The organism is Carnobacterium sp. ISL-102, assembly GCF_018612935.1.
In the GTDB taxonomy this organism is placed as follows: Bacteria; Bacillota; Bacilli; order Lactobacillales; family Carnobacteriaceae; genus Carnobacterium_B; species Carnobacterium_B alterfunditum.
Map to the genome: position 1 here is coordinate 398,440 of NZ_JAGGRF010000003.1, position 13,591 is coordinate 412,030.

Here is a 13,591-nt window from a genome sequence, read left to right on the forward strand (position 1 = left end):
TTGACTATCATCTTTTTATTGTTATTTAGTTATTTTAAAAAACTTAATTGTTTGGTAAAATCATTTTTTAAACTAATATACTTCTAATTTTAGTTGTCATCAAATCGATAGCCACTTGATTAGTTTCACCTTCTGGAATGATGATATCTGCATATTTTTTAGAAGGTTCTACGAATTGATGATGCATAGGTTTTACTACGTTTAAGTACTGATCAATAACTGAATTCAACGTCCGGCCTCGTTCTTCTATATCCCGCTTGATACGTCGAATAATTCGTATGTCGTCATCTGTATCCACATATACTTTTATATCCATTAATTTTCTTAATCGTACATCCTCTAGAATTAAGATGCCTTCAAGTATGATAACTTCTTTAGGTTCTTGTATAATAATGTCTTTACTTCTTGTATGTGCAGCATAATCATAAACCGGTTTTTTGATCGATTTATAATCGATTAAATCTTCTAAGTGCTTAATAAGTAAATCTGTATCAAATGCAAATGGGTGGTCATAATTTGTTTTTAAACGCTCATCGAATGATAATTCATTTTGATCCTTATAATAAAAATCTTGTTCCAGCATTAAAATAGAATGACCTGCAAATTGATTGTAGATTGCACGACTCACACTAGTTTTCCCACTACCAGATCCACCAGTAACACCAATTACTATTGGTCTTTTTTTGTTCGTCATACTTATTCCTCTTTTCTTGTGAAAAGCATTGAATCATTTGATTCAATGCTTTTTTTCATTCATTAAAATCTCTTTATTGATTAATATATTCTGCTTGATACTCAAGATGTTGCTGATAATTTTCGGAATAGTACACTTTTTCAGTTTCTAAATCTGCTAAGAAATAAAGATAATTTGATTCGGTAGGTTCGACGGTTGCATTTATTGCATCAGCACTAGGGTTGTTAACAGGTCCCGGGCCAAAACCTGGATGCTTGTATAAATTATAAGGAGACTCGACTGTAACATCATTATTGGTTACATATTCTTTATGTTCTTCTAATGCATAAAGAACAGCAACATCGGTTTGTAAAGGCATAGCGATATCTAAACGATTATAAAAAACTCCAGCAATTAATTTGCGATCTTCTGATGTAGACCCTTCACGTTCAACTAATGAGGATAGCGTTAAAATATCATGTACTGTTTTTTTTGACTCCGTTATTTCAGGATAAAATTCTTGCATAACTTCATCCATTTTACTAATCATATTTTCAACCAATTCTTCTATCGGCATTTCTTCGGGAAAGTCATAAGTTGCAGGAAATAAATAACCCTCTAGAGTGTATCTAGTATCTTCAGCTTTTAAAGCAGAAGTTAATAATTCAGGAAATTTTGTCTCCATTTCTTTCAAAAAGACTTTATTTTGAATAACAGCTAAGAAGTCTTTTTTGCTGTATTCTGTATTCCCTGCAATATCATCACCAATTTGATCGATCGTAGTACCTTCTTTAATTAATATTTTAGTTCCTTCATATTCGGCAATTGTTCCACCTTTTTGAAGTTGGTCAATAATCGAATCAAGAGACATCGACGGCGAAAACTCATAGTCTCCAGCTTGAAATCCTGTTTCATTATTTAAACGAATATAATAACTAAATACAATCGCACTTTTAATGACACCCTTATCTTGTAAAATTCGTGCAATATCTTTAGAACTAGAACCTGTTGGAATCTCGACTACTAATTCCGTTTTATTCTCTCTATCTAAAGGTTCTAAGGATGTGGTAACATATCGATACCCTATTACACCAAAAAGGACTAACAGTAGAATAAATGCGGCTATAATGCTAAGGACTATTTTCTTAACTAGGGTTTTTTCTTTTTGTCTTTCACTTGCTCCACCAGTAAAATTGATTTTTTCTTCTTTGTGATTTTTTATCTGGTTATTCTTTTTTCTTTTTGACAAGAAGCGACCCTCCTAACTATACCAAGGTTTTCCTTGATTGTTTCGTTTCAACTATGACACTAACTTGTATCATTATACATGATATAATAGTTTATGAGAACAAAAAAAAGCCAACAAATTAAATTTGTCAGCTTTTCATCTATCTTACTTATTGTTATACAGTTTAAATAGCCAGACTATTCTTCTTCATCTGCTAAGAATGTATTTAATACTTCTTCAACCATATCCCATTCTTCTTCAGTTTCAATTGGTTTTAATTCGCCTTGTTCTCCTGTGTCTGTTTCAATGAATGAGTAAACTTCAAGTTCAACTTCTTCTCCTTCACTAGCACCAGCAGGGTAAACAAAAACATAAGATTTGCCATAGTCATCTGAATCGAATGTAAATAAAATTTCGTATAATTGTTCATTACCTTGTTCATCTACTAGGGTAATATGTTCATGATCGTGATCGTTATTATGGTCGTGATTGTGGTCATGTGACATTGGTCAACACTCCTTTAATATGAAATACGTTTCTTTACTATTTTAGCGCACTATCTATTGAATTACTAGTTTTGATTTTGATTCAAATAATTTTGAAGAATTATAACTGCAGCCAACTTATCGATCACTTTTTTTCTCTTAGCCCTAGAAGTATTGCCTTCTTCTATGAGCATTCTTTCAGCTTGAACAGTCGTTAACCGCTCATCTTGTAAAATTACCGGTAATTTAAACGTTTCTTTGATCAATTCGGCATACCGTAGAGAAGCTTCTGCTCGGGGACCGATAGAATTATTCATATTTTTAGGTAAACCGATCACTACTTTTGTAACTTCATAACTGTTGATCAATTCGCCAATACGATCTATCCCATATTCTTCTTGTATTTCATTAATTTTAACGATTTCAATTCCCTGTGCTGTCCAGCCAAATGGATCACTAACTGCTACACCAACAGTCTTGGAACCGACATCTAATCCCATTGTTCTCATTAAGCTTTAGGTCCACTCTCTTTCAAATAAGTCTTTACAATCTCTTCAACGATTTCATCACGTTCATGGCGTCTGATTAGATTCCGAGCATCTTTATGACGTGGAATATAAGCAGGATCTCCTGAAAGCAAGTAGCCAACAATTTGATTGATCGGATTGTATCCCTTTTCTTCTAAAGCATCATAAACTAATTCCAAAGTTTCTTTGACACTTTTTTCACTGTTGTCACCAACATTAAAACGTACTGTTTCATCTGTTGAACTCATGGCCTACACCTCAATTTCTGTAACATCTACTCTTATTTTACAAGAAAGCACTTCAAACTACAATGATTATCAGAAATGAAGATTAGATTTTTTTATTTCAAAAAAAAAAAAAGACCTAGACTTTTATCTAGATCTTTCCATCTTCAGTGAGCTTATTTCTTTTCATTGACCCATTCTGGAACTTTAGCCAATGCATCTTTTAAACCTGCTGGATTCTTGCCGCCTGCTTGGGCCATATCAGGACGTCCACCACCTCCACCGCCAACGAGTGGAGCAATCGTTTTGATTAGATCGCCAGCTTTAAATCCTTTTTTGATTGTTTCAGGATCAATAGCCGTCAACAAATTAACTTTTCCTTCATTTGAAAAACCTAATGCTAAAACATTTGAAATTGCTTTATTTTTCCATTGATCTGCTAATTGACGCAGTTGATTCATATCTTTTACATCAACTTCAGCAGCGACAATTGTTACACCATTAATTTCTTGTATATTATTGAAGATATCGCCAGCTTGGTCATTTGCTAGTTTGGCTTGTAATGATTCATTTTCTTTTTGAACCTCTTTTAATTCACTTTGCAGCTGTTGCACTTTTAGCGTAACATCTTGTGTTTGTTGAGCTTTTACTAATTCAGCTACTTCGTTCAAAATTCTTTGTTCTATTTGCAACAACTTATAAGCAGCTTCACTAGTTACAGCTTCAATTCTACGAACGCCAGCCCCTATTCCTGATTCAGAAATAATCTTAAAGATGCCGATTTCACTCGTATTATTGACATGAACACCACCACATAATTCTATCGAATATTCGCCGACATTTACAACACGGACTAAATCGCCATATTTTTCGCCGAATAATGCCATTGCACCCATTTCTTTAGCTTTAGCGATATTTGTTTCTACTGTAACGACTGGGATAGATTCCCATATTTTTTCATTTACGATCTGTTCCATTTCATCTAATTCTTTTCGTGTGATTTGACCAAAATGTGTAAAGTCAAAACGTAAATAATTCTGAGTTACTGATGAACCTGCTTGATTTGCATGTTCGCCTAAAATATCTTTTAATGACTGATGCAATAAATGAGTAGCCGTGTGATTTCTAGTTATTTTATTTCTTAAAACTTTATCAACTTCTAGCTTGTAGGTTTTTCCAACCATTAGCGTCTCAAGTACTTCTACTACATGCAATGGTTGCCCTGCTGGAGCTCTCTTAACATCTAGTACATTTGCTACAATATTACCTGCAGTGTCTTTGACCACACCTTTATCGGCAATTTGCCCACCCATTTCAGCATAAAATGGCGTTTGGTCAAAAATTAAGCGGACGTGTTCCCTTGGTTGTGCTGCCTTTACGAGTTCTTCATCCGTTGCAATAACTGTTAAAGTACCGATTTCAGTTGTTTTATCGTACCCTACAAACCGACTCTCTTCTTTTAGATCTGAGAATAATTTTGTTTGAACACCCATTGATTTTCCAGTGCCACGAGCTGCACGAGCACGATCTCTTTGAGCTGTCATTTCTATTTCGAATCCTTCATGGTCCACTTCAAGACCTTCCTCATGTGCAAATTCCTCCGTCAATTCAACTGGAAATCCATAAGTATCATATAATTTGAAAATGTCAGATCCTGAAATTATTTTTTCACCTTTTGTTTTTAATTCGCTGATTCGTTCATTTAAAATGGTTAACCCATCATTGATTGTTTCATGGAATCGTTCTTCTTCATTTTTGATGACTTTAACGATAAATTCTTCTTGTTCCAGAATTTCAGGATAATGGCTGTTCATTATGTTTCCGACAATAGGAACCAGTTTAAACATAAAGGCTTCATCGATACCTAATTTTTTACCATGCATGACAGCACGACGCAATAAACGACGCAATACATACCCGCGTCCTTCATTAGAAGGCAAAGCACCATCACCGATAGCAAAGCTTACAGCGCGAACATGATCTGCAATAACTTTAAATGAAATATCATCTGTTGCATTTTCGCCATATTTTTTAGTTTTGCTCAATGACTGCACTTTTTCGATGATCGGCATAAATAAGTCAGTTTCAAAGTTTGTTGGTGCACCTTGTAAAATAGAGACGACACGTTCCAATCCCATACCTGTATCAATATTTTTATTGGGTAATGGTTCATAAGTACCATCAGGTTTGTGATTGAATTCAGAGAAAACTAAATTCCAAATTTCCAACCAACGTTCATTTTCTCCTCCTGGATAATTTTCCGGATCATTTTCAGCCAAGTCATTAAAAGCTTCACCACGATCATAAAAAATTTCAGAATCTGGACCGCTTGGACCGGCACCGATATCCCAAAAATTGTCGGCCACTTCTACTATATGGTCACTAGTTAAACCGATTTTTTCTTGCCAAATCTTTTTAGCTTCTTTATCTTCAGGATAAACGGTCACATATAATTTTTCAGGATCTAAATCTAACCACTTCTCTCCTGTTAAAAATTCCCATGCCCACTCGATTGCTTCTTCTTTAAAATACTCACCAATCGAAAAATTTCCAAGCATTTCAAATAACGTATGGTGGCGAGCTGTTTTCCCAACATTTTCAATATCATTAGTACGAATACTTTTTTGTGCATTTGTAATTCTAGGATTTTCGGGAACCACAGATCCATCAAAATATTTTTTCAGTGTTGCTACTCCGGAATTTATCCATAGTAATGTTGGATCTTCGAAAGGAACTAGTGACGCACTTGGCTCAACTTTGTGTCCTTTTGATTCAAAAAAATCTAAAAATAATTGACGAACTTCGTTACTTGATAATTTTTTCATCCTATTCTTCCTTTCAAATTTAAATCTGGTAGTTGTAAAAATAAGTACAAAAAAAGTCCAACAACAGCATTGCCAGACAAGGACGAAAAATTCGCGGTACCACCTTGTTTGCAATGATGCCATTCGACAGTTCATTACCTCTTAAGTCTCGATAACGTGAGAAACGATAGTATTTCTACTATTTTATTAAGGGAGCATCTCTATAATATTGTTAGCTTTCTCTCAGCCTTGGAAAACTTTTCTTTAAACAAGTGATTACATTAATTTATCCTCAGTACGTCTAAATTATAGGAGAATATGTCTCAATTGTCAATAAATTATAGTACTATTTTTGCTGATAACTTTTAAATAATTGTTTTTTCTTTAGCTAAAGTAAATCCACGACCCCATACTTCACTTGCACTCATCACAACTACAAAGGCATTTTCATCTACATCTAAAATCGCATCTTTTAAAAGTGTAAATTCTTGTTCTGCAACAACACACATCAACATTTCTCTATCCGAATTTCCATATCCACCTTTAATACCTAGGTTGGTTACCCCACGATTGATCGTATTAAAAATTGCTTGTTTCACTTCAACTGGATATTCAGAAATAATCATGACAGTCTTAGAATGATTAAATCCTACTTGAACAACGTCTATCGTACGACTAATAACGAAAAGGGAAATAATGGAATACATAACAACCTCACTATCAAAAACGAGCAAGGCACATACGATCACTAATCCGTCTATTATAGCTACACTCATCCCTAAAGGTAATCTTAAGTGCTCATGAATGATTTGAGCTATTATGCTTGTCCCACCGGTTGATGCTTTTGCTCTGAATACAATACCTAACCCAATACCTGTTACGACTCCGCCAAATAGAGCTGCCAGTAAAGGAGCATCTGTCCAGGGTTCCATAAAATTGAGCATGCCGATAAATACCGGTAAAATAAAACTTCCTAAAATAGTTTTATAGCCTGCCTCTTTCCCTAAAAAGATAAAACAAATCAAAAGCAACGGTATATTAAAAGCCAGTTGCACAACAGACGGATCCCAACTGAATACACTACTTGTAATGGTACTAACCCCACTGATACCACCTGAAACAATTACATTCGGCAACAGAAAAACGTTAAATGCAACAGCAGCGATAAATGAGCCGACAATAATATAAAGAATATCAAGTGCTCCTAATGCGTATTTATTTGATAATACTTTTTTCTTCATAAACGTTCTTCCTTCCTAAGTCCTGAAACATCTCGAAACAAAATCCTTGTTTATTCTAACACTTCAAACTGGATTAAAGCATAGTTTTATTTTTTTCTCATAAATTTTATGAAAATTTAATTTTCATTTGTTCTATAATAAGAAATGAACACTAATAGAAAATAGCAGTCTAAAGGAGTATTTATGTCTACTATAGAAAAATATCACCTCATAATAAATGAACTTTCAGGTTCTGGAAAAGGAAAAAAAGTTGCCAACAAAATCAGCAAGTTGCTGGCAGATAAGAATTTACCCTTTCAATTACATAAATCAACTTATCCTGGCCACACGATAGAATTAACTAAATCTTTAGCTCAAGATATCAGCCAAAATCTACCTTTAACTCACCTAATCATTGTTATTGGCGGAGACGGCACTTTGCATGAAGTTCTTACAGGTTTAGGAGAACAGTTTGCTCATATTCCGGTAGGATTTATCCCAGCAGGTTCTGGCAATGATTTTGCACGTGGTGCGGGTATCTCAAAAGATCCTGTGAAGGCTTTAGAACAAATTTTAACTGCCAAACATGCAAAAAAATTAGATATCATTCAATATTATGATCACAACCAACAGATTAAAGGATTTGCTGCAAATAATGTTGGCATAGGCTTCGATGCCGCAGTGGTTAAAAAAGCAAACCATTCGCCATCAAAAGTTCTTTTGAACAAGCTAAGTTTAGGTTCTCTTGTTTATTTTGCTAGTTTGATTCAAGTTTTTTTTAAACAAGCTGCTTTTCCCTTAACCATTACGGCGGATGAAAAAATAAAACTATTTGAAGATGCTTTTTTAGTTATTATAAATAGCCACCCTTATTTTGGCGGCGGTATACCCGTTTCACCAAAAGCATCTCAATTAGATGGGAAACTAGATTTAATTATTCTACCTAAACGTTCTTTTTTTAATCTTCTTTACCTTTTTACTTTAATGATTTTTGGAGGAAAACATTTAGATCATAAAGATGTTTATTATTTCCAAGCTGAAACTATCTCGCTTAAAACTACTTATACGATTGATTCCAACGCAGATGGTGAGGAATTAGTTTATCAACCCATTGATTTCAAACTCAAAACTAGTTCACGATATTTTTGGATTTAACCGATATTAGACATTTATAACGTTTCATTAATTACGATTATACAAAATAAAAAAACTTCAAAAGATCGATCTTCTGAAGTTTTTTTATTTTGTATAATTTTTTATAAACTCGGCACAATGCCCTCCATACCGATCATTGGATCAACTGCATTAGATTGGATCATATCGATTGTCAGACGATAATTTTTTTGCTCGTTTGCATCAATCGATTCAATTTTTTTGTTAGGTGATGCCTTCTCAACGGTAACGTCAGCTATTTGTATTTTTTTAGCTTCAATTGCTGTTTTTTCTTTATTAGATACTGGTTGCACAACTAATTCAATTTGTTGTTTTTCACCTTCTAATAGACGTTCTGTCAATGTCGTTAACCTGGTCGCTGAAGATTTGGCTACACATTCCTCAAAAGCATAGGGCTCACCACATAAAATGAGCAGTTCGCTGCTTCTTGTGATCGCAGTGTAAAGTAAGTCGCGTCTCAACATACGATGATAATTTTGTACCATTGGTAAAATAACCATTTTAAACTCTGATCCTTGAGATTTATGGATAGAACAACAATAAGCTAAAGTGATTTTCATCCATTCATTACGTTTATAGACAACTTCATTAGCATCAAATTGGATCACGATCTCATCCACTTTATCATCTGTTTCCTTGGCTAGCTTAATCCCAACAATTTCTCCCATATCTCCATTAAACACGTTCATTTCTGGATAATTTACTAACTGTAGTACTTTATCCCCAATACGGTAACTTTTTTCATTAAATTTAACTTCTTTTCGTTTGCCTGAAGGATTGGGATTAAAGATTTCCTGCATCATTTTATTTAACGCATCTATCCCAGCTGGACCTCTGTACATCGGTGCCAAAACTTGAATATCTTGGGCAGTAAACCCTTTTTCTTTAGCTTTTTCTACCACTCGACGAATAACAGGTTCAATTTGATAAGTATTGCATTGAAAAAATGAACGATCTTTTTTATTTTTAGTGAAATCAGCAGGCAATTTGCCTTCTTTTATTGCATGAGCTAGAGAGATAATGGAAGAACCATCATCTTGTCGATAAATTTCGGTCAACTCGCTGCTAGGAATTTGTTTTGCTTTGATCATGTCATGCAATACCTGACCTGGACCAACGGAAGGTAATTGATCTTTATCTCCTACAAATATAACTTGCATATTTTGTGGTACAGCTCTTAACAATTGATTAGCAAGCCATGTATCCACCATCGACATCTCATCTACGATCAACAATCCACCTTCTAATTCTCTATCAGAAAGCTCCGCTGTTGGTTTTTCTTGGCCATTTAACCCTAAAAGCCGATGAATCGTGCTGCTAGGCAATCCAGTAGATTCATTCATTCTTTTAGCAGCACGTCCTGTTGGAGCGGCTAAAAGAATAGGAAAAATCTTATCCTTGTAATCATCTATTTCTAGTGATAGACCATTCAGTTCTGCAAATAGGGTCACGATACCATTTAATACGGTTGTTTTACCGGTTCCTGGTCCTCCAGTTAAAATGAATAAAGGTGAAACAACGGCTTCTTCAATTGCTTCGGTTTGTGAATTCCCATACTGGATACCCAATCTTTTTTCCATTTTCCGAATTTCTTTTTGGATGTTATGGGCTGGATACTGAATTTTTTTGCTGTTTTTCATTAACCGTTTTACCGATGTTGCAATTCCCCATTCAGCAGCATACAGTGATTTGATATATATTTTATGGTTATCTTCAATCAATTTATTTTCTTCAATCAAATTTAATAACTCTTTTGCTACTAGATCCGGTTCAATAATGAACGCCCGGCTTTCTTCCAATACCCTTACTGTCTCATTTAATAACGGCTCCGCTAATGTATACGTATTGCCCTCACCGAGACACAACTCGTTTACTGAAAATAAAACAGCCGCTTGGATACGTCCTGGAGAATCTGCAGCAAAGCCTAAATTTTCTGCGATAACATCCGCTTTTTTAAATCCAATATTATCAATATCTTCTATTAATTGGTATGGATTTTCTTGAATGATCTCCAATGTTTCTGCTTGGTACGTTTGATAAATCGTATAAGCTAAACGGCTTCCAAAACCAAAATCATTTAACCCGATAATAATTTTTTCCATTCCATTACTTGAACGTATCATATTAACAATAACTTCTTTTTTCTTGTCATTCAATCCAGGAACCTTAGCTAAAACTGTTTCATCTGCGTTAATTTGATCGATTGCATCATCACCTAAAAGTTTGACGATTGTTTCAGCGGTTTTTTTTCCTATTCCTGGAAACTTGTCGCTTGATAAATAGGCAATAACGCCTTCTGCTGAAGTGGGCTTCTCTTGTCGGTAGCGTTCTGCATTAAATTGCATACCAAATTTTGGATGGTCCGTCAATTGACCAAAAAAGCGATACGTCTCATCTTCTTGAATTTGCCCAAAGCTTCCCGTAATAACAATCTCTTTTTCGGTAAAGGAACTATTTGTATCGACCACTTGTGCTAGAATTACTTTATAGAAATTTGTTGGATTTTGATAGAAGATTGCAGTAACTTGCCCTACAACATAGGGAGGGTCTCCTGCAAATAAATCTAAACTGTCTTGCATAACCACTTTCCTGCCACCACCTTTTCTATCTTATGCGTTCAAAAAATTCATTCTTTTTGATCTTTCATTATAACCTCTATGGCTTGTAATTGTCTGGTGCGTTCCTCATATTTTTTAGGATCTAGTTCCTTTGCTTTGTCGAAGTACTTCTTAAGAGAATCAACTTCTTCTTTTAAGGCCATCCCTACTACTCCGCACTTAAACCAAGCTTCATCATTCTGGGGTGCTTGTTCGATACCTAATTCAAAAAAACTTTTTGCTTCTTTAAATGAACCTAATTGCATTAAAGTATTCCCAATCAATAGAATTAAAGCTATATCTAGTTTGTCTTCTTCATAAGCACTTAGAAAATAAACTAATGCTTTTTTAGTCTGATTTAATGCTAAATAATTTTGTCCAATCATTACCATAGCATCCTTTTTTAATCGTGTCTCATTGAATTTGATCACTTGATTAAAATAACTTAGCGCTGTTGAATAATCCTCGATTTCATAATATAAATTTCCAAAGGCATAAATAAAAATAGGATCTTCAGGAAACTTTTCAATTGCTGTATCTAATATAGCTTTGGCATCTTCATATTTTTTTCCTAAAATAAACATGTTCGCTAAATTGTAATAACAATCGCTATTTGCAGGATCATTATTAATTTCTTCTATAAGTAACTGAACGGCCTCATTAAACTCGCCCTTTTCCCATAATTGAAAAGCCTCATGGTTTCGATTCATACTTATTTCCTCCTTATTGCAACTTTATCCATTTTACACCAAAATTCTATAGGATTCTACTGATGTCATTGATTTCCATTTTTATTGATACAAGATTTTCCTCATTTAAATTACTTAGTTGTGCTTATGTATAACAAAAAGCTAGGAATTGACCCTAGCTTTTTGAATAGTATATTAAATTTTAAACATATTGCAGTTCTCTTGTTTCATTATAAGCTGCATCGATTGTACCGCCGCCTAGACATTCCATGCCATCGTAAAAAACAACTGCTTGACCTGGAGTGATTGCTCGTACGGGCCCATCAAATTCAACTGTAGCTGTCGTTCCATCTTCGCTCAGGTGAACCGTTACGCCTGTGTCAGCTTGTCGGTAACGGAACTTCGCTGTACATTTGAATGTACGAGGTTTTTCTTCATTCGTTGTAAAATGAAGATCAGAAGCTTCTAAATGAGTAGCTCGCAGCCATTCATGATTAAAACCTTGCCCTACGTATAAAGTGTTTGATTCTAAATCTTTTCCAACAACAAACCATGGCTCACTTGATTCTCCGCCACCACCAATACCTAGTCCTTGGCGTTGCCCAATGGTGTAATACATTAATCCATCATGTTGCCCTTTTTCTTCACCATTGATCGTCATCATTTTGCCCGGTTGAGCTGGCAGATAAGACATCAAGAATTTTTTAAAATCACGTTCTCCAATAAAACAAACACCTGTAGAATCTTTTTTATTAGCTGTAGATAAGCCAGCTTCTTCAGCAAGCTTACGCACTTCAGGTTTTTGCATGCCCCCAAGAGGAAACAAGGTTTTTGCTAACTGCTCTTGAGATAACTGATTTAAAAAGTAGGTTTGATCTTTATTATTATCCAAACCTCTTAACATATGTGTAACACCATTTTCATCACGTTCTACTTGAGCATAATGGCCGGTAGCTACATAATCTGCTCCCAATTCAACAGCATAATCTAAAAAAGCTTTAAATTTAATTTCTTTGTTACACATAACATCTGGATTAGGGGTGCGTCCTTTTTTATATTCCTCTAAAAAGTAGGTAAAAACTTTATCCCAATATTGCTTTTCAAAGTTAATAGAATAATACGGAATTCCAATTTGATTTGCTACAAGTGCGACATCATTATAATCTTCTGTCGCTGTGCAAACACCAAACTCATCTGTGTCATCCCAGTTTTTCATAAAAATCCCCACTACGTCATAGCCTTGTTGTTTTAACACTAAAGCTGTAACGGATGAGTCAACACCACCGCTCATGCCAACCACGACACGAGTCTTGCTATTGTCTTGCATTACATCACCATCATTTCAAACAGATTCTGAAAAATCTTTACGATTTGAAGGTCGTATTTTTCCAGTCCCTATCATTATACTAACTTTTAGTCAGAAATCAAGCTGTTCAAACCAAAAAGGAGACATGCTCAATAGTAAGTCATCTCTCCTTTCTATTCGACTAACAAATTTTTTTATTTTATCATGCCTTTTCTAATACGCCGCGTTCCACCAGATTTTCTAGTGTAAACGCTGCTTTTTCACGAATTTCTTTATAAGCATCTCCACTATAGATATTTACTGTTCGCAAACCGTTACCTGTTGTTACTGATAGTTTCAATTGAGTTAACTCATTTGAAACTACTATTTTCAATTTCACACCTTGATTATTTATCATATTGGTATCCATCGTACGGGATAATTGAAAATTCCCTTTTTTTGTTTCTTCAAAACCATTATCTCTTAATGTATATTTTTTTACGTTAGGATTTACTTGAAACTGTTCATTGGAACCAAGTAAAGTTGCTTTTTTTTCAAATGCCATGTCGTTCCCTCACTTTTCTTTTAACTTAATCGTAACCCTTTTCATTTCTACTATACCATAGCTTTTATGCTTTTTTCTACAAAAACTAGTAGAGAGCCTGCAAACTTCACAGACTCTCTAC

At 34.6% G+C, this 13,591-nt stretch carries 12 protein-coding genes; 1 reads left to right on the top strand and 11 read right to left on the bottom strand.

Annotated features, from left to right (window positions below; translation table 11 throughout):
- Positions 1–67: 67 nt before the first annotated feature.
- From udk to J7E16_RS03540, 7 genes are all read right to left on the bottom strand, one after another.
- The gene (gene udk / locus J7E16_RS03510; protein WP_034548355.1) at positions 68–694 is read right to left on the bottom strand and encodes a uridine kinase; all 627 of its coding nucleotides are present in this window, start codon (positions 692–694) and stop codon (positions 68–70) included.
- Positions 695–767: 73 nt separating this feature from the next.
- Positions 768–1,922, bottom strand: a complete 1,155-nt coding sequence (mltG, locus tag J7E16_RS03515; protein ID WP_214888695.1) for an endolytic transglycosylase MltG — start codon at positions 1,920–1,922, stop codon at positions 768–770.
- Positions 1,923–2,098: 176 nt separating this feature from the next.
- Positions 2,099–2,407, bottom strand: a complete 309-nt coding sequence (locus tag J7E16_RS03520; protein WP_214888698.1) for a DUF1292 domain-containing protein — start codon at positions 2,405–2,407, stop codon at positions 2,099–2,101.
- 65 nt (positions 2,408–2,472) lie between these two features.
- Positions 2,473–2,895, bottom strand: a complete 423-nt coding sequence (gene ruvX, locus J7E16_RS03525; protein ID WP_214888701.1) for a Holliday junction resolvase RuvX — start codon at positions 2,893–2,895, stop codon at positions 2,473–2,475.
- Positions 2,895–3,161 (bottom strand): IreB family regulatory phosphoprotein, encoded by a 267-nt coding sequence (locus tag J7E16_RS03530; protein WP_034548343.1) that lies wholly within the window; start codon positions 3,159–3,161, stop codon positions 2,895–2,897. Before J7E16_RS03530 ends, ruvX begins: the two co-directional genes overlap by 1 nt.
- Before the next feature lie 152 nt (positions 3,162–3,313).
- Entirely contained in the window at positions 3,314–5,962 is a 2,649-nt protein-coding gene (gene alaS / locus J7E16_RS03535) for an alanine--tRNA ligase (protein ID WP_214888706.1), read from the bottom strand.
- A 344-nt stretch (positions 5,963–6,306) separates the two neighbouring features.
- Positions 6,307–7,182, bottom strand: coding sequence for a YitT family protein (locus J7E16_RS03540; protein ID WP_214888708.1), 876 nt, complete (start codon positions 7,180–7,182; stop codon positions 6,307–6,309).
- 183 nt (positions 7,183–7,365) lie between these two features.
- Between J7E16_RS03540 and J7E16_RS03545 the strand changes: the two genes are divergently transcribed.
- Positions 7,366–8,316 carry a diacylglycerol/lipid kinase family protein gene (locus J7E16_RS03545; protein WP_214888711.1) on the top strand — a complete coding sequence of 317 codons (951 nt, stop codon included), beginning with the start codon at positions 7,366–7,368 and terminating at the stop codon, positions 8,314–8,316.
- Positions 8,317–8,417: 101 nt separating this feature from the next.
- On the opposite strand, the gene recD2 is transcribed toward J7E16_RS03545, so the two are convergent.
- From recD2 to J7E16_RS03565, 4 genes are all read right to left on the bottom strand, one after another.
- Positions 8,418–10,913, bottom strand: a complete 2,496-nt coding sequence (gene recD2 / locus J7E16_RS03550) for an SF1B family DNA helicase RecD2 (protein ID WP_214888873.1) — start codon at positions 10,911–10,913, stop codon at positions 8,418–8,420.
- Between the two features lie 47 nt (positions 10,914–10,960).
- Entirely contained in the window at positions 10,961–11,641 is a 681-nt protein-coding gene (locus J7E16_RS03555) for a tetratricopeptide repeat protein (protein WP_214888714.1), read from the bottom strand.
- A 181-nt stretch (positions 11,642–11,822) separates the two neighbouring features.
- Positions 11,823–12,947 (bottom strand): tRNA 2-thiouridine(34) synthase MnmA, encoded by a 1,125-nt coding sequence (gene mnmA / locus J7E16_RS03560; RefSeq protein WP_214888717.1) that lies wholly within the window; start codon positions 12,945–12,947, stop codon positions 11,823–11,825.
- A gap of 181 nt (positions 12,948–13,128) precedes the next feature.
- On the bottom strand, positions 13,129–13,470 hold the full coding sequence (locus tag J7E16_RS03565; protein ID WP_214888720.1) for a DUF1831 domain-containing protein: 342 nt from the start codon (positions 13,468–13,470) through the stop codon (positions 13,129–13,131).
- Positions 13,471–13,591 lie beyond the last annotated feature (121 nt).